The organism is Ignavibacteria bacterium, from assembly GCA_036262055.1.
Taxonomy (GTDB): Bacteria; Bacteroidota; Ignavibacteria; order Tepidaquicellales; family Tepidaquicellaceae; genus DATAJP01.
This window is the reverse complement of sequence record DATAJP010000003.1, coordinates 487,546-512,929: the sequence shown is the minus strand read 5'-3', so window position 1 is coordinate 512,929 and position 25,384 is coordinate 487,546. Positions and strand designations below refer to the sequence as shown.

Here is a 25,384-nt window from a genome sequence, read left to right as displayed (position 1 = left end):
TTATTTTTCAAAATGAGTTTAAAAAATAAAGTAGTTTTTATAACGGGAGCGACAAGCGGAATAGGGAAGTCGTGCGCAGTTGCATTTGCAAAAAAGAAAGCACGGCTGATAATCTGCGGAAGAAGGAAAGAGAGATTAGAGGAGCTTGCGAAAGAGCTGAAGAAAAAATGCAAAGTTGATATTCTGACTTTGAGCTTTGATGTCCGCAAATATAAAGAAGTTAAAAAAGCAGTTGGGGGTTTATCAGGAGAATGGAAAAATATTAACGTGTTGATTAATAATGCGGGGCTTTCCAGAGGATTGGATAAATTGCATTCAGGAGTTTTGGATGACTGGGAAGAAATGTTGGACACGAATGTGAAGGGTTTGCTTTATGTGACGAGAGAAATTTTGCCGGGAATGATTGATAGAAATTCCGGACATGTAATTAACATCGGTTCGATTGCGGGTCATGAAGTTTATCCCGGAGGAAATGTGTATTGCGCAAGCAAACATGCTGTTGATGCGATTACTAAGGGATTGAGAATGGACGTAAACGGAACGAAGGTGCGTATTTCGACGATTGACCCGGGATTGGTTGAGACTGAGTTCAGCATAGTGAGATTTAGAGGGGATAAACAAAGGGCAAAGACGGTTTATCACGGATTGAAACCGCTGACTCCCGATGATGTTGCAAATGCGGTTATGTATGCTGCTGAAAGACCTGCAAATGTTGTTGTTGCCGAAATGATTTTACTTCCTGTTGCGCAGGCGAGTTCAAGCATAGTGAGTAGAAAATAAATTAGTTAAGAATTAACATTAAAATCCTATTTATACGTTAATTTCCCATTAGGAATTAATAAAAAAACTTCATAATTTTACATTATCCTGACCTCTTTTATAACTAATTAAATTCACCAAAATGAAATATTTATTATCACTTTTGATGGTTTTGGGATTAGCGGTAACAACATATGCAAATCCTAAAATTCAAATTGATCTTCAGCATCAAATGACACAAGTCCGTGCTGATGAGCAAATCCCCATATATATTCTTTTCAATCAGCATTTAACATTAAATGACTTTGCTGATATTAGCTACGATACTCCAAGGCAAGAAAGAAGGAGAATCGTGATTGAAAGATTACAGAATTTCGCAAACAATTATCAGAGAGACATAAGACCATATCTTGACATGAAAGTATCTGAAAGAGATGCAAGCAGTTATGAAGTTCTATGGATAAACAATTGTATCGCATTAAGCGCGAACTCCGAAGTCATTAATGACATTGCAAACAACTTCGATAACGTAATGATGATTTGTTATGACAGACCTGTGCCGCTTGAGGAATTACGAGATGTTATTCTTGCACAAATTCCTTTTAACAATGCCGTTGTAACTTCAACCATAAATCCGGGAATTACCTCATTGAAAGTTGACCTGTGCTGGGCACAAGGCAACAGAGGCGCAGGCGTGCTTGTAGCAAATTCGGATGACGGTTTCTGGTGGAAACATCCTGACGTAGTTAACGGTATCTGGCAAAATTTAGGTGAAGATGCAAATTCAAACGGAAGAACCATAAATATTGTACCCGGAGGAACAAGCTCGGCATTCGATGCGGGTGATGTGAATGGTGTTGATGATGACGGGAACGGAAAAATTGACGATTTAATCGGCTGGGATTTCACAACAAATAATTATAACGTTACATCTGCTTCACACGGAACAGCAACTTTAAGTCAGGTTATCGGCGATGGAACAATGGGTAATCCGACGGGTGTAGCACCACTTGCAAAATCGATTGTAATGAGAAATGCGAGCGGTCAAACACAACAATGGGCGGCTTTTCAATATGGTCTTTCAAAAGGAGCTGACGTAATAACAAGCTCATTGAGCTGGAAATGGCCTTCAAGACCCGATTACAGTCAGTTCAGAATAGTAACTGACATGACACTTGCTGCGGGTTCCATTCATACAAACTCAACAAGCAATGACGGTAATGGAAACGGTTTTCCTTTAAACATTTCAACTGCAGGTAACTGTCCTGCACCATGGCTTCATCCTGACCAGTTAAAAATTGGCGGTGTCGGCGGTGTCCTTGGAACCGCAAACATTAATGTAGGCTCTAATGTCATTCAAAGTTCTTCACCATGGGGACCTGCAACATGGGGTAACTGGAATTTATGGGGAACATACAACAATGTTATAGACCCTTCTCATAAGGATTATTCATACAGCAGAGTTGCTCCTGTTGAAATGCCTGACTCAATGGGGTTATTGAAACCTGACATTGCATCACCTGGAGAAGGAACTATTGCATGTTATGTAAGTTCCGGAACGGGTTATGGCTCAACATTCGGAGGAACATCATCCGCAACTCCACACACTGCAGGTGTTGTTGCTTTGATGCTTTCAATTAATCCTGAAATGCTTCCGAGAGACATTGCAAAAGTTATACAGATGACTGCAATTGACATGGGAGACCCGGGAAAAGATTACAGATATGGCGCAGGAAAGATTGATGCATTTGCTGCTACAAGCTCACCGAAATTTTTAGTTGCAGGAATTAACGGTCCGAGCAACATGCTTATGAACTCATCACTTGCAGCATCAGATACAGCAAGAGAGCTTGTCGGGATAAAAATTTCTACTTCATTAAATCCGCAGCTTGGTTCTTTGAAGCTGTTAAAGTTCGGAATGACTACGAATGCAACGGCATCTCACATAACAAGCTTTGATTTATACTTTGATAAAGATAAAAGCGGATTAGTAAGCACAGGTGATATTAAAGTCGGTTCATTGCCTTACCAGTCAATGGGTCCTTTAACATTTGATAATCTGAAATTCAAATTTCTCGATACTGCCAGAACACTTATTCTGGTTGCAAAAACTACAGGTTCAGCATCGGGTTCGCAAAATGTTAATATTGGTTTGACTGATACAAATCAGGTAGTGGCATATTATACAACAACTGCTTCAGCAACAAACTTTCCGTTCGGAAGCGTAACAGGAACAGGAAGCAACACTGAATTGATTTCTTATGATTTAGGACAAAATTATCCTAATCCATTCAATCCTGAAACTCAAATCAGTTTTTCGATTGCAAAAGACGGAATGGTAAAGATTACATTGTTTGACGTTCTTGGAAAACAAGTAGCAACTCTTGTAAATTCATTCAGAACTGCAGGAAGTTATAAAGTTGAGCTGAATGCAAATAATTACAAGATGTCGAGCGGAATATATTATTATAAGATTGAATCGGGAAGTTTTAATGATGTTAAGAAAATGATTTTAGTAAAATAAACTTTAAAGATTTTACCAATGTTTAGGAGTAAAAACCCTAAACATTGGTAAATTATATATTTAAAAAAGGGTTGATTTAAATATTCTTTTTATTAATATTTCGTTATAAATCTAAATAATCCCAAGCGGAGGAGAAAGAAATGAAGAAATTTATACTAGCTTCTTTATTAGTGTTCTCATTACTCATATCAACTAATAATTCACAAGCACAACAATTTAATACCACTCTTGAATATTGCACCGGAACATGGTGTCAATGGTGTCCATGCGGTCATGATATTATCGATCAAATTTTGGCAGTCTATCCTAATACTGTTGTATTGGCATATCACGGAGCAGGAAGTGACCCGTGGCAGTCATTTACTTCAGGCATAAGAGGATTAATGGGAATGTCTGCATATCCGACCGGAACAGTCGGAAGAAGAACCGGAATAATTTCCAGAGGATCGTGGGGAAGCAATGTTGTTCAGCAAACAATTGGTATTACTCCTACAATCACTGTTCAAAAGCAGAAATCAATTAATGCAACAAACAGAACTATTACGTTGGAACTTACATTTACTGCAACCGCAAACATGACAGGTAATTATTTTATAAACTTTATTTTAACAGAAGATAATATAATTTACGGTCAGACATCAAATAACACATGTTCACCCGGAACTACATATTTTCCGAACTATGACCATGACCACGTTGTAAAAGCAATGATTAACGGTGATTTAGGTGAAGCTTTAAATACTGGCGGAGTATGGAATCAAGGTCAGGTAATTACAAAAACTTTGAATTATACAGTTCCTGCAGGAATTGAGTTCTCAAATGCTTTTGTTAATTATTTAGTTTATAAGCAAGAGGGTGCATTATCCTCACAAAGTGAAGTTGGTATTGCAGAATGGATTGACATCGACGGACCAACAAACATAACTCCGATTTCAAATGGAGTTGCTGACGGGTATTCACTTTCACAAAATTATCCTAATCCTTTCAATCCACAGACAAACATTAATTTTACAATTCCAAAAGATGGAAACGTAACATTAAAAGTTTATGACGCACTCGGAAACGAAGTAGCATCATTAATGAACGGTTTCCTTAAAAAAGGATTGTATAAAGCTGAGTTTGATGGTAAAGGACTTTCAAGCGGAATTTATTTCTATAAATTAATAACCGACGGATTTACCGATACAAAGAAAATGATATTATCGAAGTAAAATTTTTAAATTTATTGTTTTTAAATAAAAAGGGCTTCAAATAGAAGCCCTTTTTATTTATAAGCATTTTATTTTCATTGTAGTGCATAAAAATGTTGATTTTATTCATTTTTAATTATAAATTCTACTAACCTCATTAGCTCTTCCAGAATATTTATTTAAAGTTCTCTGTTTATACCAATATAAATTAATTTTAATAGAAGGAGAAAAAGAAATGAAGATTAAATTACTTATTTCAGTTGTAATATGTTCTTTATTTTTTGCGGATTTAAGTTATGGACAATGGACAGTTGCAACTACAGTTGTAACAGGCCAAACTTTTCCGGCAATTTCTGTTGCAGGACAAAATGTTGTATGGATTGCACGGGGAACGTCGGGAGTTCCGTTGGTTTACAGGTCAACTAACGGCGGAACGAATTTTACAAACGTAACGGGTACAGGAATTTCTCTCGATTTATTCTGCATTTGGGCAAGAGATGCGGACGTTGCATTTGTAGGTAACGGTGGTGGTGCAGGAGGCACAGGCGGAAATGCATCTTTTTATAAAACAACAAATGGCGGAACTACATGGACACTTGTTGCATCAACAGGAGGAACCTTAGCATTTTTTAATGGAATAACTTTTTCAAAATTAATGCCATCATTCGGCATTGCACAAAGTGATCCTCCAACAGGTTCAGGACAACCTTATTATGTTTCAAAAACTACTGATGGAGGTACAACATGGACACTTACCAATCCACCGGGCATAACAGGTGAAGCATCAGCAGCAAATTCAATTGTGGTATTAGATAACATGTGGTATGGCTTTGGTTTGAATGCCTCATCCAGAGTTTATTTTACAACAAATGGCGGAACGAATTGGACAATAGGAACATTGGGTATTGCCGGCACGTTCGTTTCAGGTTTTGCAATGAGCGATAATAAGACCTTAGGTATTGCGGCTACTCAATCATCGCTTCCAAGTATTGCCAGAACGACAAACGGCGGAACAACATGGGCTACTGTGAATGTAGGAACAGGATTTACCGGATATTGTACTACTAAATGGATTGAAGGAACTAATACTTGCTATATTTCGTGCGATGGTGCAGGAGCAACAGGAGGTGCAATCAAAAAAAGTACTGATGGCGGTGCAACATGGACAACAATGACCACCGGAGGAATAACGGGTGTTCAACATATGGAGTTTACAAGAATAGGAACAGTTGTTTACGGTTATGCTGTTACAAGTTTGGGAACAGTTTTAAAATTAGTTGATAATGTAACAGGTATTGAACCTATAAATAATCTTATTCCTTCTCAATATAAACTTGGTCAGAATTATCCAAATCCATTTAATCCTTCAACTACAATTGAATTCTCAATTCCTATTTCAGGCAACGTGAGTTTAAAAGTTTATGATGCTTTAGGCAAGGAGGTAGCTTCAATTTTAGATGGCTACAGAACGGCGGGAAATTATTCCGAACAATTTATTGGAACTGAGCTAACATCAGGAGTTTATTATTATCAGCTTATCTCAGGAGATTATAAGCAAACCAAAAAATTCATGTTGGTTAAATAATTTTCTCATTCTTTCTTGATGTTGTTAAAGAAGGGGTTATATAACCCCTTCTTTATTTGGAGTCAGATAATAATTATTTAATATTCATACACTTATATGAATATTGATTTTATGCATAATTAGTTATAACTTGACGGAAATGGAAGTATTTTTACAATACATATATTATGTCCCTCTCCGTGAATTTTTTGTTCCGGAATATTTATTCATCTACAGATTGCATCATATTCTAATGATGGATTTTTACAGAAAGCTTTTTTATAAATGTTACTGGAGAGACATCACAACAATCGAATCCGGCAGCAGATGGAAGAAAGTTTCCATAATAGGTTTCTCGATATTAGCTTCCATATTCATTTCATTTTTTTATGACCCATCAGACCCGACAAACTCAAAGTCGGCTTCAAGTCTTTTGAATGTTTCAAATTATATTAAGAAGTTTTTAATTACGATTTCAAATCTTAATGATAATTTTGTAAATTCATTTAACAAAATTCTGAATGGTATATTGAATCATAGTTATATTTTGTTTCTTGTACCCGCACATCAGAATCTTGCTTACATAAGACGCTGGAGAATTTAGCATTCCCGGTATTGCCTTAATCGCTTAATCCAAAAAACATTAGATATTGAGTTCAGCTCAGAACGAACATAAGATTCAAGAGTCTTATGAGTTTTGTAAAAATTTAGCAGTCAGCCATTACGAGAATTTTCCCGTAGGTTCTTTCTTAATACCAAAGGATAAGCGAAGATATGTTTACAGCATATATGCTTTTGCAAGAACAGCTGATGACATTGCTGATTCTAATGAAAGCTCTTATGATAAGTTTCATAAGCTCAGCGGATTAAAAGAGGATTTGCATAAGGTGGTTAAGAATGAGTTTGAGAGTATAAATGAAGATAACAAAAAGTTTTTAAGTGCTCTTTCACATACGATTGAAACATTGAACATTCCCGTTATGGAATTCGATGATTTGCTTGCGGCGTTTATGCAGGATGCAATAAAATCTCGATATGAAAAATGGGGTGAGCTGATTGAGTATTCGAAGTTTTCAGCTAATCCGATTGGTCATCTGATTTTAATTTTGTTTGGATATGACATGAAAAAAGATGCAAAACTATTTGAGTATTCGGATAAGATATGTACTGCACTGCAATTGACGAATTTCTGGCAGGATGTTTCAGTGGATTTGAAGATTGACAGGGTTTATATACCTGAAGAAGTTATGAGACAATATGAGTATGATTACGAGGCATTGATACTCGGGAGAGAAGATAAGAGGTTTCATAGTATGATGAAGGATTTGGTGAGCCGAACACGGAATTTGTTTTTGGAAGGAAAAGATTTGATTAATAATGTTTCGGGAAGATTAAAGCTTGAAATGAAGCTGACATATGCGGGAGGGAATGAGATTTTGAACAAGATAGAGAGAATAAATTACAATGTTTTAACTGAAAGAGTAAAATTAAGTAAAACGGATTTTATAAAATTGTTTTTCAAAACAATTTTCTGATGAGTTTAGTAATGGAAGAAGCAAAAGACATTTCGAAACAGAGCAAAAGCAGTTTTTTGTATTCGTTTTCTTTGTTAGGAAAAACAAAGAACGATGCAATAAACACAGTGTATGCATTTTGCAGAAAGACCGATGACATTGTAGATGATGAAAGCGTATCGACTGATGTAAAGTATAAAAGAATCCGTGAATGGAAAAATGAATTTGAAAATGCTTTGCAGGGGAGCTCAAAATATACTTTGCTGAATCATGTGAATCAGATTATTAAAAAATTTAATATTCCGGTTGAGCCGTTTTTTGAGCTAATAAAAGGAATGGAAATGGATTTGCAGAAGCACCGGTATAAAAACTTCGAAGAGCTTTATGATTATTGCTATTGCGCGGCGGCGACGGTGGGACTTATGTGCATAGAAATATTCGGTTATAGAAATTCAAAGACACGTGAGTTTGCGATTAATCTGGGAATAGCATTGCAGCTGACGAATATATTGAGAGATTTAAAGAAAGATGCAGAGAATGGTAGGATATATCTGCCAAAGGAAGAATTAGAAAAGTTTGGTTATTCAGAGGAAGAACTTTTGAGATATGAATATAATAATTCTTTTATAGAACTTATGAGATTTCAATGTGAGCGCGCGAGGGATTATTATAAAAAAGCTAATGCTAACCTGACAAGAGAAGACAAAGGTTTAATGTTTGCGGCGAGGATAATGGAGAAGATTTATTTTGGTATTCTCGAAAAAATCGAGAAGATGAATTATAATGTATTTGATAAAGTTGCAAAGGTATCAAAGTTTAAAAAGATTTTTATAACGGCAGGGGTTTTTGTAAAGTATAGACTTTTATACAGCTTTAAAGACCCGAGACCTGCTTTTGATTAATCGTTCTTTAAAATAATTTAAATTATGCTAGAGAGTTCACAGAGAAAAAATAAAAATTTGCAAAACATCTCTGTGTGCTCTGTGGCTAAAACTAAATTTTGAAAAAAAAAGTTGTCATTATCGGCGGTGGACTTGCAGGATTATCGGCAGGTGTGTTTTTGAAAGAAGCTGATAAAGAAAATAAGCTCGACATAAAATTGTATGAAGGTTCGCCCAAGTTTGGCGGAAGAGCTTACAGTTTTTATGATGAAAAAAATCAGGTTTGGCTAGATAACGGACAGCATATTCTCGCAGGATGGTATAAAGATACTCTTGAGTATCTGAAAATAACCGGGAGCCTGAACAAACTGAATTTTCAGAAGAAACTTGAAATAAGTTTTTATGAAAAGGGAAAAGAAAGCGTTAAGCTGGATTGTCCGGGTGTTACCGCACCGCTGAATATAATTCTCGGCTTATTCAGATATAAACCATTAGGTTTTAATGACAAGAGGAGGTTTCTGAAGGTTCTGAAATTGATTAACAGGGAGAAGTATTCGGATGAGCTTTTAAAGAAACGAAATGTAAAAGACCTTCTGAAAGAATTAAGACAGGGTGACAATGCAATTAAATATTTCTGGGAGCCGTTTTTGCTTGCGGTGTTTAATACAAGCTTGGAGAAGATAAACGAAAGTGTGTTTGCAAATGTTCTTGCGGAGGGATTCGGGAAGAAAGGAAATGCAAACTTGTTGATTCCTGATAAAGATTTATCGAAGCTGTTGATTGACTATGCGATCAGGTATTACAAAGATAACGGAATGATAATAGAGGATAATAAAAGAATTAGTAGCTTAAAGATTACGGATGACAGTATTGAAGTGATTGAGGATGAAACGGGGGAGAAAGAAAGCTTTGATTATGTGATTTCGTCGGTTCCGTTCTTTAGATTCAGAGAGTTGTTTGATGAAAATGATTTTGCTAAATATTTTGATTATGATTTTGACATAAAGCATTCTTCGATTGTGTCGGTTCATTTGTTTTTTGAAGATGTGATAAATGAAAATGTTCTTAAAAATAATTCGTTTGGCATGAGCGGGCTGCTCGGAACGAATACTCAATGGATATTCAAACGAAATGATAAACATTTATCGATGGTAATCAGCGGAGCAGATTTTCTTGAATATGACGGAGGGAAAGTGATTGATATGACCGCAGAAAAGATTTTTGAAATGTGTAAAGAGGAGTTATCAAGGTGTTTACCGGGATTTGGCAGTTTGAAAATAAAAGATTATAAAGTAGTGAAAGAAAAAAGAGCGACCTTTATTCCCGATGTGGATTCTGAGAGATTCAGGTATAATGCAGAAACGAAAATTAAAAATTTATTTCTTGCGGGCGACTGGACAAATACAGGTCTGCCTTCAACAATAGAAAGCGCGGTGCGAAGCGGAAGAAACGCCGCAGAGCTTGTGCTTAACAAAGTTTAAAATTAAAATTCTTATTAAAGGAGGTTCCAAAATGGAAACAGCAACAAACACTCAAACAGTAATCGGAAAGATTTCACTTCCGGGCGAAGTTGAAAAAAATAATGCTGTTCTTGAAAAAGAACGAATGATTCAGGAAGCACTTCTTGAAGAAAAAAAGCGTCTTGAAAGGGAATACGGTGTCGAGAGCAAAAAAATCGAACACTTCAAACGTCCTTTTGAACATGCTTTTACAAGGTCACAAAGAAAAGACACAACGATTCTTTTCGGCGGTTTAACATGGAAGCATGAAAAACTTATTAAAGGTGCCCTTGAGGGAATCGGTTATAAGACCGATTACATTCCTGTGCCTGACAAGAAAGCGTTTCAATTAGGTAAGGAGTACGGCAATAACGGTCAGTGCAACCCGACATATTTTACCGTTGGTAATCTTGTTCAATTTTTGCAGACACTTGAGAAAGAAGGTCAGAGCAAGCAGGATATTATAGATAAGTATGTTTTCTTCACTGCGGGTGCATGCGGTCCGTGCAGATTCGGCATGTATGAAGCTGAATACCGTCTGGCTTTAAGAAACTCGGGATTCGATGGTTTCAGAGTGCTGTTGTTTCAACAAACCGGAGGATTGTCTCAGGAAGAAGCAGAAGCAGGCTTGGAAATGAACCTTGATTTCTTTTTGGGAATCTTGAATGCAATGATGGTTGGTGACGTAATTAATGACGTTGCATATCAGATAAGACCTTATGAAGTAACGCCGGGTGATACCGATAAAGCGATTGAGAAAACAATCGATATGTTTGCGGAGAGACTTCGCAGCAAAAAATATTTTGACTTCAACTCGCGTCTCGGACAGCTTATTCAGAAAATGCCTGCTTCCGAATATGTAGTGAAATTCTTAGACCAGATACTTGGTGATTATTACATGGAAACAATGCATGAGACAAAAAGAATTTTCAATGAGGTGAAAGTTGACAGAACCAGAATGAAGCCGATTGTGAAGATTACTGGTGAGTTCTGGGCGCAGACAACTGAGGGCGATGGTAATTTCAATATGTTTCCTTTCCTCGAAAGGGAAGGAGCACAGGTGCTTGTCGAGCCGATTGCAACGTGGATAATGTACATGCTTCATCAGGCAAAGAAAGTAAATGAAGATGAGCGTGGATTGATTGTTTCGAAAGAACTAGGAACTAAACTTACAGCAAAAGAAAAAATACAGCTTAAAAAAAATTATAAGCAATCGAAATTGGTTTTGACAATTGCAGAAAAAGTTTTTGACAGGGAGTATAATAGATTCAGAAAGGCATTGGACAATATGCCTCATGAGCTTGTTGACCAAAAAATTATGACTGAGCTTGCACATCCGTTCTATCATTCAAGAGTTGAGGGCGGTGAGGGGCATCTGGAAGTTGGAAAGAGTATTTATTATACAATAAATCATTTATGCCACATGGTGCTTTCATTGAAGCCGTTTGGTTGCATGCCGTCGACGCAGTCGGATGGTGTGCAATCAGTTGTGACTTCAACTTATAAGGATATGATATTCCTTCCGATTGAAACATCGGGCGAGGGTGATGTGAATGCACATTCGAGAGTTCAGATGGCTCTTGGCGAAGCAAAAGCAAAAGCAAAACTTGAGTATGCCGAGTGTCTTGAGAAGAGCGGGTATTCGCTTGATGAGATAAAAGCATACGTCGAAACTCATGAAGAATTGCAAAGACCTTTCCGTCATGTATCACACAGAAAGGGAATAGCCGGAGTCGGAGCGAATTTCATTCTCGACGTTGCAGAATTGATGAAGAAAGATGGGATTAAGAGCGTGAAGAAAGATGAAGAAGTTATTGAAGAAATAAAAGAAACAGTTGTTTAAATTAGGTTAGTTTTTCGTCAGGACGTAAGTCCTGACGACACCATAAAATATTTCACAGTGCGGTCAGGACTTATGTCCTGACCGAAATAAATTAAGAATGGGTTTAAGAAATAGAACATTATTTGATAAAAACGGAAATGTATTATTTATAACTACTACCGTTATGAATTTTGAAAGAATTTTTTCTCTTGGAAATAATTATAGTGATATTTTAATTTCTTCTTTAAAATACTTAATTAAAGAACATAACGCTTATCTTTTATCATATGTTATTATGCCGAGCCATATTCATTTTATAATAGCACTTCCAACAAATGAAAGTATATCAGATTTTATGAGAGATTTTAAAAAGTATACTTCAACTAAGATAAGAAAACAACTTGAGTCAGATAATCATGCCGAAATTATTGAATCATTGAGAAGTAATGCAATTGGGAAGAAGAATCAAATGTTTAAGTTATGGATGGATAGGTTTGATGATGTTGTTATTTATTCAGAAGAAATTCTAAAAATAAAAATTAATTATATTCATAATAATCCTGTTAAAGCAAATTTAGTTTCAAATCCCGAAAATTGGATTTATTCAAGTGCCGGAAATTATTTAAAAAGTGATAATAGTATTATTGAGGTTTATACTGATTGGGATTTTGATTTAAACCGTCAGGACGTAAGTCCTGACGGCACTCTAAAGGTAATAAATGAAGTTGTTGCTTAATTAAACTAAAAATTTTCTATTATGGCAGATATTAAAAGGAAATACTATATAGGGCTTGATGTGGGCTCGACGACAGTAAAGGCAATTGTTGTTGACATGGATACTGACGAAATGTTGTGGAGTGATTATCAGAGGCACGACACTAAACAGCCCGAAAAAACTCTTGAGCTTCTTAAGAATATAGAGAAAGACCTGAATCTGACAAATCCTGATGAGTTCAGAATTTTTGTGACGGGTTCGGGTGGAGCAAATATCGGAAAGCATCTCGGAGCAAAGTTTGTGCAGGAAGTGAACGCTGTTTCTCTTGCAGTTGAGAAGCTTTATCCCAATACGGGCTCGGTAATCGAGCTTGGCGGTCAGGATGCGAAGATTATCATCTTCAAAGAAGACCCCGAGACGGGGAAGAAGAAGAAAATTCCTTCGATGAATGACAAATGCGCGGGTGGAACAGGCGCGGTTATTGATAAGATTAACGCAAAGCTCAAAATTCCTGCTGACCAGCTTTGCCAAATGGGATATGAGGGCTTGAAGCTTCATCCTGTTGCCGGTAAATGCGGTGTATTTGCAGAGACAGACATCAACGGTTTGCAGAAATCAGGGGTACCTGCAGATGAGCTTATGGCTTCGCTTTTTGAATCGATTATTCAGCAGAATATATCAGTTTTAACGCGAGGACATACTTTAAGACCGGAGGTCTTACTGCTTGGCGGACCTAATACTTACATCAAAGGAATGAAAGATTGCTGGAGGCATAATATTCCCAAAATCTGGAAAGAACGTAAGGTCGAATTACCTCCGGGAAAGACTCCCGAAGACCTGATTATTGTGCCTGACAATGCTCAGTATTTTGCTGCAATTGGAGCAATTGAGTTTGGCAAGGAAGAGGAAGAGCATATCGGGGTTTATAAAGGATGGGGCGGACTTGAGCATTATATTTTGGTCGGGCGTGAGGAAGAAAAGAAGCGAATGAGCGGCGGAAATGATACCGGGCTTTATAAAACTGAAGAAGAACTGGCGGAATTTAAGGCAAAGCATACTTTAGAGAAATTTAAACCGGCACAGTTTAAGCCGGGCGAAGTTGTGCGCGGATTTATAGGTATTGACGGCGGTTCCACTTCAACTAAGGCGGCTTTGATTTCCCTGGATAAGCAAGTTTTGATTAAGTCATATCAGCTATCGAAAGGTAATCCGATTGAAGATACAATGGAGATTATTTATAAAATCCAGCAGCAGGTTGAGGAGCAGGGCGCGACTCTTGAAGTACTTGGTGTCGGAACAACGGGATATGCGAAGGATATTTTGAAGGATGTGCTAAATGCAGACGTTGCGCTTGTTGAGACTGTTGCGCACACGCAGGCGGGACTGCATTTTTATCCTGATTGTGATGTAATTTGCGATGTCGGCGGTCAGGATATTAAAATTATTATTTTAAATCAGGGAAGAGTTGTTGATTTTAAATTGAACACGCAATGCTCTGCCGGCAACGGATATTTCTTACAATCGACTGCGCAGGGATTTGGATATCCTGTTGAGCAGTTTGCCGATGTAGCATTTTCTGCAAAGACATATCCGATGTTCGGGTATGGATGCGCGGTGTTTATGCAGTCTGACATTGTTGATTTCCAAAGACAGGGATGGAAAGCCGAGGAAATCATGGCAGGACTAGCAAATGTGCTTCCGAAAAATATCTGGCTTTATGTATCGCAAATTCCGAATCTTGCAAAGCTTGGTAAAACATTCGTGCTACAAGGCGGAACACAGCATAACTTAGCGGCTGTAAAGACACAGGTTGATTTTATAGAGGATAGATTTAAAGGCTCGGGAATTACACCTAATGTATTTGTTCATAAACATACGGGTGAAGCGGGGGCAATAGGATGCGGTATCGAAGCAGCGAGATTATATGCAAACGGACATAGGACATCGTTTATCGGACTTGAAAAAGTTGCTAAGATTGTTTTCAAAACCACGAGAGAAGAATCGACGAGATGTTATTTCTGCAAGAATAAATGTCTGAGAACTTTTATTGATGTTAAGACTGATATTAAAGAAGACGCAAATTATGAAGCAGAAAAGAAAAAGTTTTTAGAGCTGAACGTGATTCCTGCGGAAGAAGTTATTAATCCGAAGTCAAAGGTGCCGATGGCGGAGGGAACGCAGAGATTGATTATTGCAACTTGTGAAAAGGGAACTGTTGAAGATATTAACGATATGAAAGACATCAAGAAAGGTCTCGATGACATTAAGAAAGCTAATCCGAATTTTGTTGACCAGGCGGCGACTAAGGCATTTGTTGGATTTAAACCAACTGTTGTTGCAGAGCCGGTTGGTGAGGAACCGAAAGGAATGTTTGTATCAAAAGCAAAAAAAGATGAATGGGCAAAGAGAAAAGAGCTTGTCGAGAAACGAAGCAAGATTGTAATTGGCATTCCGAGGTTGCTTAATATGTATCAGCATACTCCGTTTTTCACTGCGTATTTTGAAGCGCTTGGAATTATGCCGGGTAATTTTGTTTATTCGGAATATACTTCCGAGGAGCTTTACAAAGCAGGCGCAAAGCGCGGAAGCATTGACCCATGCTTCCCGTCGAAAGTTGCTATCCCTCACGTTCATAACCTGATGTATGTTCAGCATAAAAAGAAAAAACTTGATTTCATTTTTTCTCCGATAGTCGATAATATGCCGTCTGATTTGGTGCATGCGCAGGCGCATAATGCTTGTCCAACAATTACCGCAACGATTGAAGCCGCAAAAGCTGCATTTACAAAAGAAGGTGACTTGTTTAAGGAATCAGGACTTGAGTATATATCAACATTTGTTCAATTGTTCAATCCGCAATTGACGGCAAGACAGTTGTTTGAAGAGTTTAAGGACAGACTTGGACTAACAGAGGAAGAGAATTATAAAGCAGTCAATGAAGGATATAAGGCGTATAATAAATTCATGAATGACCTTAAAGACGGTTCAAGAAAAACGCTTGATGATTTGAAGAAAGAAGATAAAATCGGAATTGTTGTTCTTGCAAGACCGTATCACAATGACCCGGGAATTAATCACGAAATACTGGAGGAATTCCAAAAGCTTGGATATCCTGTTTTCTATCAAGATACATTGCCGACTGACCCTGATGTTTTAGAAGAACTATTCGGTGCTGAGGTCGAAGCAGGCATGATTAAATCTGCTATGGACATTGAAGACGTATGGAAAAATTCTTATTCTGAAAATACATCGCGAAAAGTCTGGGCTGCGAAATATACTGCAAGGCATCCGAACCTTGTTGCGCTTGAGCTTTCATCATTTAAATGCGGACATGATGCTCCGATTTATACGGTAATTCAGGAGATTGTTGAAAGTTCGGGAACACCGTATTTTTCATTCAAAGACATTGACGAGAATAAGCCATCGGGTGCAATTAAGATTCGTGTTGAGACAATCAGCTACTTCTTGAAACGATATCGCGAAGACATGATAGCGAAAAACAACAAACAAAGAACTATTGAAGAAAAATTAAAAGAGCTTGAAGCGAAGTTGAGAAATGAAGAAGAATTATTGAAACGAATTAAATTCCTTGATGAAAAGAAAAATGATATTGTGAGAGTTGAAGAGATAGGATTTAAAAAGGAAGAAGAAGTTATGGCATGAAGAGGCGGACGTTCAGTGCTGAAATTTTAATAATTGGCGTTAATCCTTATGTGCGTCCGCCAGATTCAATATTAAAATTTATCTTTAAACAGGCAGGTAAAGAAACGAGTCCAATTCCTGTCGAAGGCAAAGTTAATGGCGCAGCTTTTCAGCAAACATTAGTTCGATATTCAGGTGACTGGCGATTATATATTAACAATGTTATAGCAAAAGCCGCCGGGCTTAAATTCACAAAGAGTGTCACTACCATCGCCGGACAAAAAATAAAAGTAACGATTGCATTTAATCCTTCACCCCCCACATTTACTATACCTATTTTATTTCAAAAAGCACTTCTCAAAGACAGAAAAGCAAAAGCTGCATTTGACAAACTTACACCGGGACGTCAAAAAGAAATAGCTCGATATCTTGGATCTCTGAAAACCCAAGATTCTCTTAAGTTAAATATTAAACGAGTATTTAAGCATTTACGCGGCAAAAAAACAGATGGTCTTCATGCACTTATGGGCAAAAAGTAGTTTAACTTATTTTTATAGTTATAGTGGTAGATTCCTATAAAAGTGAGGCATTTTTAGACAATTACCAAAATATTAACCTTACTTTTTAATAAATTTATTTATTTATTGTAAGGATTTAAATTGGGGAATGTCACTTATTAACATTAAATTTTCTCAGAAGATAATTTCGCCTTCTAACAGCGAATTTTATTATTCAAGAGAAAGACTTCTGGAAAAAATCCATTCATTCAGAGATAAAAAGCTGATTCTTATAACTGCGCCTGCAGGTTACGGAAAAACTTCTTTGTCTGCCGAATATTTCAATTCAATCAAGCGTGACATAAAAATCTGGATAAGCTTAAGTCATTATGATAATTCAATAGAAAATTTTTTCTTATTGCTTTCACTGGCATTTGAAAAAAACATACCTGATGCGCATTTCGGTGAGAACATAAAAAAAGTCATAGCAACGAATCAGGATATTTCCTCAAAAGAAAAAATTCACAATGTAATTTCTTCTTTCTCGAATGATTTGTTTTTATATCTCGAAACAAAAAAGAAAAACATACACATATTTTTAGATGACTTTCATAATATAGACGACAGCCCGGAAGTAAGTGAAGCGCTAAATTATTTTATGGATTATCTTTCGACCAATGTTCATTTTGTTTTTATATCACGACGTGAGCCACCAAAAATTAATTATTCAAAATTTCTTGCAAAGAACTGGCTTGGCAGAATTACAAAAAACGATTTAGCTTTCAAAGAAGACGATTTCAAGAAGTTTTTTGCGTTCCTTAAAAAAAATAATAAGATAATTAACATCGACAAAAGTCTTCTTGAAGAGTTTTTGAAATCTACCGAGGGATGGATAACTGCGATACAGCTTGTATTTCTTGTAAACGACTTTGAACATTTTAAGCTTGAGGATATTATCAAGTCGAAGCATGATTTGTTCAGTTATTTTACAAATGAAATTTTTAATACTTTTTCAGAAGAAGAGAAAAAGTTTTTATATCTTACTTCATATCTTGAATCACTCGATGAAGTAATTTTAAACCGTGTTCTGGGAAATGAGAACGGATATAAATTCATTAATACGCTTTATGAAAATAATGTTTTCATAAGCAGGGAAGATAACATATACCGTTTCCATGAATTGTTTAAAGAATATCTGAACAAGAACGCGGTACTTTATCTGAAAGCAAGTGATTTACAAGATTTATTTATTAAATTAGGGGGTTATTATCTCGGACTTGGGGACTGGAGAAGTGAATACATCGGATTGAATTATTTGATTGATGCAGGTGAATACGATTTGTTAAAAAGCTGGATAAGATTAAACGCGACTGAAAAGCTTTTTTTGATTCACTCAAGTAATTTATTTAATAAAATTCAGGACATAAAAGATAATAAATTTAAGGATTCTCTTGAGTATATTCTTTTAAATGTTAATACATACATTTATATAGAGAAAAATCTTGATAAGACCCTCGAGTATCTTAAAAACTTAATTGTAAGAAAATTTAAAATAAAAAATCCTGATAATTATCTGATTTCAAAAATAAAAATAAATAAAAGCGATGTAACTTATTACACTGAAATTCTGATGCTTATCAGTAACTGTAATTTTCTTAAATATGGAATTTCACCGGTGAACATTGACATTGCAAAGCATATACTAAAATTTAAACTGACACCCGAGCAGGAGATTCAGTTTTTAATAACGCTTATAAAATCATACATAACGACTTCCAATAATTCTAAGAGTAAACCATACATAAACCGCCTGAGGGAAATATTTGATAATCTTATTAGTGAATACGAAAAGGGGTTAAGGAGCATTTCCGATAATAATTTTATTGAGAGCATATTTTCTCTACTGATATTTTTTGATTACGGAGATTATAAAACGGGTAATAAAGTCATAAGCTTTATAAAAAATCATATAGATTTTAACAAATTTGATTTATCTAATTACAGTCAGGTTTGTTTTGCATTATTCACGAGTTATAATGCAAATGATTTTCAGTTTTTCTTTAATAAGCTGAAAGAAAAAAACCGGGAAAAGAATAAAACTTTATTTCTTGCATATAAAAATCAATTCGAATTTCAGAGAGTATTGTTGAGATTTCTGAATTATGACATAAAAGATACAATAGGGCAGCTTGAAATTATTAAGAAAAATGTTTATCTGAAAAATTATATTTTCTTCATAGATGCTCTTATTCTTTATTGCTATAATTTATTAAATCAACCGGCTAAAGTCATTTATTTCCTTAATGATACAAAAGATTATAGTGTATCAAATACCCGCAAACTTATTCTGAAGCTTGAAGCGTGTTTATTGCTTGATGAATTCGATAATGCAAAGATTATTTTAAAGGAAATTTCGCAAATAAAAAGAGAAAATTTTACTTTATTTAATCAGGCAGTAATTTATTTCTGTGAAAGTTATATTGAGGCAATGAAAAACAATGAAGAAGAATTTGAGAAAAAATTCAGAAGCTTCATAAGTTTGGTTAAGGGATGCAGTTACGAGAATTATCTTATTTTCAGAATGAAGCTTAATAAAATGCGTTTTGTTTTTACATATGCAATTGAAAAAAACATTGAAAGAACATATTTGACTTCTTTATCCAGCAAGGCACAGGTAAGCATAGATGCAAGAAATTCAATTCAGCTTAATGTCAGAATTGAATTTTTGAATGAAGGCAAAATAATCATTAATGGCAAACATTTTGATGACAAGTTATGGGAAAGACCTAAGTCAAAATTAATTTTTATGTACTTACTGTTAAGATTTTATAACATAAAAGACATAACAAAGGATGCGTTAATTAATGATATTTTCATGAATACATCAAGCAATAATCTGAATGCATTTATCGACGTTGAAATAAATAAAGTGAGAAAAGCATTTCAAGCTTTTTTGAAACAGAATGTTCCCGGCTCTTCAGAAAAAGACATACTGCTTGTAAAAGACAAGAAATATCTTTTGTTCGGAAACAATTATAACGTTAAAATAAATTTTGACACCCTCGAGTTTATCAGATTAAGCGACAGCAGCCTGATACCTGACAACGAACAGGCATTTGAAATGTACAAAAATGAATTTTTACCGAATATATATTTAAATTGGGCTGAAGACATTCGTGAAAACCTTAAATTTAACTTTCAGAAAATTTCAACAAAGCTTCTGTTTTATTATGAGAATGAAGTGATGTTTGAAAAATATAACAAGCTGCTTGAGAAGCTGTATGAATTAGACCCTGCAGATGAGGAAATAACAAATAAATTATTGAATTATTATAATTCGATAGGTGATATGAATAAGGTTAAATTTGTTTTCGATAAACACAAGAAAGCTATGAAGAACGAATTTAACCTTACACGAAATGAAAAGCTGAAGAAATATTTTACTGATATTAAGAAAAGGTATAATATATCGGTTTAATGTTAAAATACACCTGTATTTTCGTTGCTATTATACTGGGATTCCCGCTTTCGCGGGGAATGACTTCGTCTTTTGTCCAATATTAATATATTATAAAATTAACTAAGCGTTTTTGCCGTGACAGTTTTTATATTTCTTACCGCTTCCGCAATGACACGGGTCATTTCTTCCGATTTTAGGACCAACTTTCACAGTTTCGACCTTTCCGCCAGGCTGTTGTCCGCCTTGTGACTGCACAGGGTCAGCATTTCCAATGAATCCCATTCCCGATGACGATGCATGAGAGGTTCTCAAACGGGACATATTGACCGACTTAGGTTGATTTAATGGCTGCTGTTTTTCAGGTGTCTGAGTTGTGAACTTGAATATAAAATTTATAATGTCTTTTGAAATTTCATCCATCATCTCCCCGAACATTTTGAAGCCGTCCATTTTGTATTCAATCAACGGGTCTTTTTGTCCGTAAGCACGGAAGTTTATACCTTCTTTGAGGTCATCCATTTCGCGCAGATGCTCTTTCCACTTGTTGTCGATTACGCTAAGAACAGCAAAGCGTTCAACCTGGCTCATTAATTCCGAACCATAACGTTCTTCTTTTCTGTCGTAAAATCCTTTAACTTCTTTTTTTATTAAATCTTTTAATCCTGCTTCGCCAAGTTTTTGGAATTCTTCAGGTTTTATATCGAGACGAACAAGGAAAGTCCTTTGAACTTCATCTTTAAGTCCGTCGAGGTCAGCTTCGGGGAAATATGCATCAACCATAATATCGATATGCTTATAAGCCATATCGAGAATTTCATCTTTTAAGCGTTCACCCATAAGCGCCTGACGTCTGCGTGCGTAAATAATCTCACGCTGCTGGTTCATCACGTTGTCATATTCAAGTAGTCTTTTTCTGATGGCGAAATTGTTTTCTTCAACTTTTTTCTGAGCACGTTCGACAGAATTTGTAATCATTTTATGTTCAATTGCCTGACCTTCTTCGATTCCGAGACGCTGCATGATGTTTGCAATCCGCTCGCTTCCGAATAAACGCATCAAATCATCTTCAAGAGATAAGAAAAATTTTGTGGAGCCGGGGTCACCCTGACGCCCTGAACGACCTCTGAGCTGCCTGTCAATCCGGCGTGACTCGTGACGCTCTGTTCCGATAATATGCAATCCGCCTGCCTCAGGAACACCGGGTCCGAGCTTAATGTCGGTTCCACGACCTGCCATATTGGTAGCGATTGTTACCGCTCCCGGCAAGCCGGCGTTTGCTACGATTTGCGCTTCACGCTGATGCTGTTTTGCGTTCAGAACTTCATGAGGAATGTTTTTACGTTTTAAAAAACGGGAAATAATTTCGGAAACCTCAACTGATGTTGTTCCAACAAGTGTCGGCCTACGTTTCTTTCTCATTTCCTCAATTTCATCAATTAAGGCGTTATATTTTTCACGCTTGGTGCGATATATAAAATCATTTTGGTCTGTTCTGATAACATCTCTATTGGTAGGAATTACTACAACGTCGAGCTTATAAATATCATAAAATTCAGCAGCTTCGGTCTCTGCAGTTCCAGTCATACCTGCAAGCTTTTTATAAAGCCGGAAGTAGTTCTGCAAGGTAATCGTTGCAAGAGTTTGGGTATCTTTTTCTACTTTAACGCCTTCTTTTGCCTCAATTGCCTGGTGCAATCCTTCTGAATAACGTCTTCCCGAAAGCACACGACCCGTGAACTCATCGACAATCATAACTTTTCCATCCTGAATAACATACTCAACATCTTTTTCATATAAAGCATAAGCTTTCAATAATTGCTGAACGGTATGCAGACGGTCGCTTCGCTCAGAATAAATCTTTGCAAGCTCATCTTTTTTCATTTCACGTTCTTCAACAGAAAGATTAGGGTCATTTTCGAGAACAGCTACTTCAGTACCGACATCGGGAAGAGTAAAGAAGTCACGTTCTTCATGTGAAGGAGCAAGAAACTCACGACCTTTTTCAGTCAAATCGGTTATATGAGATTTTTCATCTATCATAAAATACAACTCGTCATCAACTATGTGCATTTGTTTCGAGTTGTCCCGTAGATAAAACATTTCGGTTTCCTGCATCAATGCTTTGTTGGCAGGTTCGGCAATAAGCTTCTGAAATTTTTTATGCTTCGGAAGACCCCTGTGAGCGCGAAGCAATGCGAGCCCTGCTTTTTCCCTGTCTTCACGGCTTATTTTATCTTCGCCGGAAAGAATTCTCTCGGCTTCTGAGGTGAAATCAGTAACAAGTCTTCTTTGAGCTTCAAACAAACGTTTGATTCTCGGATTCATTTCATCAAACTTATGCACGCTTGCTTCGACAGGTCCTGAAATAATAAGCGGCGTTCTTGCTTCATCGATTAAAACCGAGTCAACCTCGTCAACGATTGCATAGTAATGTTCGCGTTGGACAAGATGAGTTTTATCGACAACCATGTTGTCTCTAAGGTAATCAAAACCAAACTCATTGTTTGTTCCGTAAGTAATGTCGCGGTTATACATTTCACGGCGTTTTGCTGAATCCATATCGTTAAGAATAACTCCGACGGATATACCATGAAAATCAAAAATCGGAGACATCCACTCGCTGTCACGTTTTGCAAGATAGTCATTGACAGTAACAAGATGCACGCCTTTTCCTGCAAGAGCATTCAGATACATGGGAAGAGTAGCGACAAGAGTTTTTCCTTCACCGGTTGCCATCTCTGCAATTTTTCCGCTGTGAAGCACAACTCCACCAAGAAGTTGAACATCATAAGGAACCATGTTCCATGTAATTTTATTTCCGGCAGCCTCGTATTGTTTTCCTTTAAGACGAACGCAGGTTTCTTTTACAACTGCAAATGCTTCAGGCAAAATATCATCAAGAACAGCTTTCAGAGTTTCATAATAATCTTTTTCAAGCGATTCAATTTCAGATTGAGTTTCTTCACGTTCATCGTGTGAAAGCTCCTGTTTTAGTTTTTCTCTAAGTTCATTAAGCTGTGAGGTTATTTCAGAAGTTTCGTCTGTTATTTTTTGTTTGAATTCAGTCGTTTTTGCACGGAGTTCATCATCTGAAAGATTTTTTAAATTCTCCCAGTATTCATTAATTTCATCAACAATAGGCAGTATTTCCTTAACATCTTTTTCGTGCTTCGATGGAAATAGTTTGGTTATAAACTTGAACATTAATTCAGTCGGTTTTTAGTTAAGTATTAAATTTACAATTATTAATTATCAATTTAAATTGCAAAAGACGTTCCATTGCTTCATTTTGCTAAATTTGGCTGAGAATTAACACTAAAAGTCAGAATATAATTTTGAATTAAATGGTTTGTGACGTGTATGACAAAAATAATATTGTTTTATTGTTGAATAAAATTATATGCATCAAGAATCATACTTGTTTGGATTCCCGCCTGCGCGGGGAATGACAGCGAGGTGATTATTTCGTAAATTGATAAACGTGGATTAAATGATTAAATTGATGAATAAAGGAGATACTTAATGTCAATAATGATAACATCGGAGTGCATAAATTGCGGAGCGTGCGAGCCGGAATGTCCGAACACGGCGATTTATGAGGGTGGAACGAACTGGGTTTTAGCAGGAAAAACTTTTGATGAAAACGATCCTGCGCCATCGGGCTCCGAAGGTTTTTTTTCAAATGATTTTTTCTATATTGTGCCTGATAAATGCACCGAATGTGTCGGCTTCCACGATGAACCGCAATGTGCTGCCGTATGTCCGGTTGATTGCTGCGTTCCGGATCCGAAACATGTTGAAGATAAAGATACTTTGCTTGCTAAAAAAGAAATGCTTGACGGTTTAGGAAGATAACTGTGTGTTGTCATCCCGCTCCATTGGAGGAGGTTCTAATGGGGAATTTATTTCTGTAGTAAAAGTATTTTCCGTTTCTTCCGGTTTAATCTGCTCCTGTTCAGGAGTTTCTTTTGGTTTTGCGATTTTTCTATAACCAAATAAAATCATAACAAATCCCAAAGACACCGCAACATCCGCTATATTAAATATAGGCCAGGAGTAAAACTGTTTTCCTAATATCATAAAGTTCGGAGTATCAATGTGAAAAAAATCAACAACGTTGCCATAGAAAAGTGGTGCGTATCCGTAAATTACTCCGTAGAAAATTCTGTCAATTAAATTTCCCACCGCTCCGCCAAGTATCAATGCAAGAGCAACTCTCAGATAAAGCGGTTCGTTTCTGTTTTTGTAAATGAAATAAACAATAAGAAGTGTTGCGGCAATTGTGAAAAGCGAAAGGAAAAGCTTTCCGCCAATCTGAATGCCGAAAGCCATTCCCGGATTTTCTATATAGGTAAGCTTGAAAAAATCTCCGATTAAGTTAATGGACTGCTGATAGTGCATTCCCTGTATGTTTATGTTCAGGGAAGGAATAGATATGCCCTTTACTAAAAACTTAGAAACCTGGTCAAGAATAATAATGAATAAACTTACAAATAGGACTCTCAATAATTAACCATTCCTCTCAAATTTTTACATTCAATACAATGCTGTGTTACAGGCACTAATTCAAGACGCTCGGGGTCAATCAGAGGACAAGTTCTGCATAAATTCTTGGGTGTATCGAAGCAGTCGATACAAACGCCGTATGTTCCTGCATCGATTCTGATCAAAGCTTCCTCAAGGTAGCCGAGATATTTTTCATCACGCTGAACAAACATATAATTTTTTTCACGCTCCATTTCATCACTTCCTTGCTCAGCCATATGAGACGCATAGGTGGCATTATCGCCAACATATTCACCTGACTCGTCATCGACAAGCGCTTCCATATTTGCTTTTGCACTCTGAATGATTTTTCTTCTTTCTTCAAGAATTATATCCTTGAAATGTTTTAACTCTTTCGGAGTATAACGTGTTTTTGAATTTGGTTTATATCTTTTCAAAGGTTTCATCACAGGCGGCGACGGAACCGGTTTTGCGACAATTTTATTAGGGTTTGTTACAACTTGTTTAGTTTTGGCAGTTAAAAGCTTCGGCTTTACGGATGCTTCGGCTTTTTTAACGGCAACAGATTTTTTTACAGGTAATTTTTTAACTGCAGTTTTTGCTGCGGATTTTTTGGATGAACTTTTCTTCAAACTCTTTATTCCTTTCAATGCTGTCTTTGTATTTTTTATATTAGCTTTACCTTTTGGTTTTATCTTTTTCACAACGGATTTTTTAGATACAACTTTTTTGGCAACAGCCTTCTTCAGTTTCTTCTTTGGTACGGATTTTTTAGTAGTTTTGCGTTTCAATTGCGACTCCTTTCACATAG

Annotated in this window: 17 protein-coding genes; 14 read left to right on the top strand and 3 right to left on the bottom strand. The window is 36.4% G+C overall.

The window, feature by feature from the left end; translation table 11 throughout:
- Positions 1-12 precede the first annotated feature (12 nt).
- The 13 genes from VHP32_09410 to VHP32_09350 all read left to right on the top strand — a co-directional run bounded on the left by VHP32_09410 (position 13) and on the right by VHP32_09350 (position 20,085).
- Positions 13-780, top strand: a complete 768-nt coding sequence (locus VHP32_09410; protein HEX2788110.1) for an SDR family oxidoreductase — start codon at positions 13-15, stop codon at positions 778-780.
- A gap of 121 nt (positions 781-901) precedes the next feature.
- Entirely contained in the window at positions 902-3,283 is a 2,382-nt protein-coding gene (locus VHP32_09405) for a S8/S53 family peptidase (protein HEX2788109.1), read from the top strand.
- A gap of 140 nt (positions 3,284-3,423) precedes the next feature.
- A complete protein-coding gene (locus VHP32_09400; GenBank protein ID HEX2788108.1) occupies positions 3,424-4,494 on the top strand; it encodes an Omp28-related outer membrane protein in 1,071 nt (356 codons plus the stop codon).
- 214 nt (positions 4,495-4,708) lie between these two features.
- Positions 4,709-6,058: a T9SS type A sorting domain-containing protein gene (locus tag VHP32_09395; protein ID HEX2788107.1), complete on the top strand. Its 1,350-nt coding sequence runs from the start codon at positions 4,709-4,711 to the stop codon at positions 6,056-6,058.
- 139 nt (positions 6,059-6,197) lie between these two features.
- The gene (locus tag VHP32_09390; GenBank protein HEX2788106.1) at positions 6,198-6,641 is read left to right on the top strand and encodes a hypothetical protein; all 444 of its coding nucleotides are present in this window, start codon (positions 6,198-6,200) and stop codon (positions 6,639-6,641) included.
- 46 nt (positions 6,642-6,687) lie between these two features.
- The gene (gene hpnC, locus VHP32_09385; GenBank protein ID HEX2788105.1) at positions 6,688-7,572 is read left to right on the top strand and encodes a squalene synthase HpnC; all 885 of its coding nucleotides are present in this window, start codon (positions 6,688-6,690) and stop codon (positions 7,570-7,572) included.
- Positions 7,572-8,453: a phytoene/squalene synthase family protein gene (locus VHP32_09380; GenBank protein HEX2788104.1), complete on the top strand. Its 882-nt coding sequence runs from the start codon at positions 7,572-7,574 to the stop codon at positions 8,451-8,453. Before hpnC ends, VHP32_09380 begins: the two co-directional genes overlap by 1 nt.
- Before the next feature lie 98 nt (positions 8,454-8,551).
- The gene (hpnE, locus tag VHP32_09375) at positions 8,552-9,913 is read left to right on the top strand and encodes a hydroxysqualene dehydroxylase HpnE (protein HEX2788103.1); all 1,362 of its coding nucleotides are present in this window, start codon (positions 8,552-8,554) and stop codon (positions 9,911-9,913) included.
- 31 nt (positions 9,914-9,944) lie between these two features.
- The gene (locus VHP32_09370) at positions 9,945-11,774 is read left to right on the top strand and encodes an activator of (R)-2-hydroxyglutaryl-CoA dehydratase (GenBank protein ID HEX2788102.1); all 1,830 of its coding nucleotides are present in this window, start codon (positions 9,945-9,947) and stop codon (positions 11,772-11,774) included.
- Positions 11,775-11,871: 97 nt separating this feature from the next.
- Positions 11,872-12,489: a transposase gene (locus VHP32_09365; protein HEX2788101.1), complete on the top strand. Its 618-nt coding sequence runs from the start codon at positions 11,872-11,874 to the stop codon at positions 12,487-12,489.
- A gap of 21 nt (positions 12,490-12,510) precedes the next feature.
- A complete protein-coding gene (locus tag VHP32_09360) occupies positions 12,511-16,131 on the top strand; it encodes a BadF/BadG/BcrA/BcrD ATPase family protein (GenBank protein ID HEX2788100.1) in 3,621 nt (1,206 codons plus the stop codon).
- Positions 16,128-16,649, top strand: a complete 522-nt coding sequence (locus VHP32_09355; GenBank protein HEX2788099.1) for a YdeI/OmpD-associated family protein — start codon at positions 16,128-16,130, stop codon at positions 16,647-16,649. Before VHP32_09360 ends, VHP32_09355 begins: the two co-directional genes overlap by 4 nt.
- Before the next feature lie 127 nt (positions 16,650-16,776).
- Positions 16,777-20,085 carry a hypothetical protein gene (locus tag VHP32_09350; protein HEX2788098.1) on the top strand — a complete coding sequence of 1,103 codons (3,309 nt, stop codon included), beginning with the start codon at positions 16,777-16,779 and terminating at the stop codon, positions 20,083-20,085.
- Positions 20,086-20,187: 102 nt separating this feature from the next.
- Here VHP32_09350 and secA read toward each other — a convergent pair whose 3' ends face one another.
- Positions 20,188-23,271 carry a preprotein translocase subunit SecA gene (secA, locus tag VHP32_09345; protein HEX2788097.1) on the bottom strand — a complete coding sequence of 1,028 codons (3,084 nt, stop codon included), beginning with the start codon at positions 23,269-23,271 and terminating at the stop codon, positions 20,188-20,190.
- Positions 23,272-23,589: 318 nt separating this feature from the next.
- On the opposite strand from secA, the gene VHP32_09340 reads away from it, so the two are divergent.
- A complete protein-coding gene (locus VHP32_09340) occupies positions 23,590-23,922 on the top strand; it encodes a 4Fe-4S dicluster domain-containing protein (protein ID HEX2788096.1) in 333 nt (110 codons plus the stop codon).
- Here the strand turns inward: VHP32_09340 and lspA are convergent.
- Together lspA and VHP32_09330 are read right to left on the bottom strand one after the other, a co-directional pair.
- Complete coding sequence (gene lspA, locus VHP32_09335; protein HEX2788095.1) at positions 23,911-24,573, bottom strand: signal peptidase II; 663 nt, start codon at positions 24,571-24,573, stop codon at positions 23,911-23,913. The genes VHP32_09340 and lspA overlap by 12 nt on opposite strands.
- Positions 24,570-25,364 (bottom strand): conjugal transfer protein TraR, encoded by a 795-nt coding sequence (locus VHP32_09330; GenBank protein HEX2788094.1) that lies wholly within the window; start codon positions 25,362-25,364, stop codon positions 24,570-24,572. The genes lspA and VHP32_09330 overlap by 4 nt, the downstream gene beginning before the upstream one ends.
- Between the last annotated feature and the right edge of the window lie 20 nt (positions 25,365-25,384).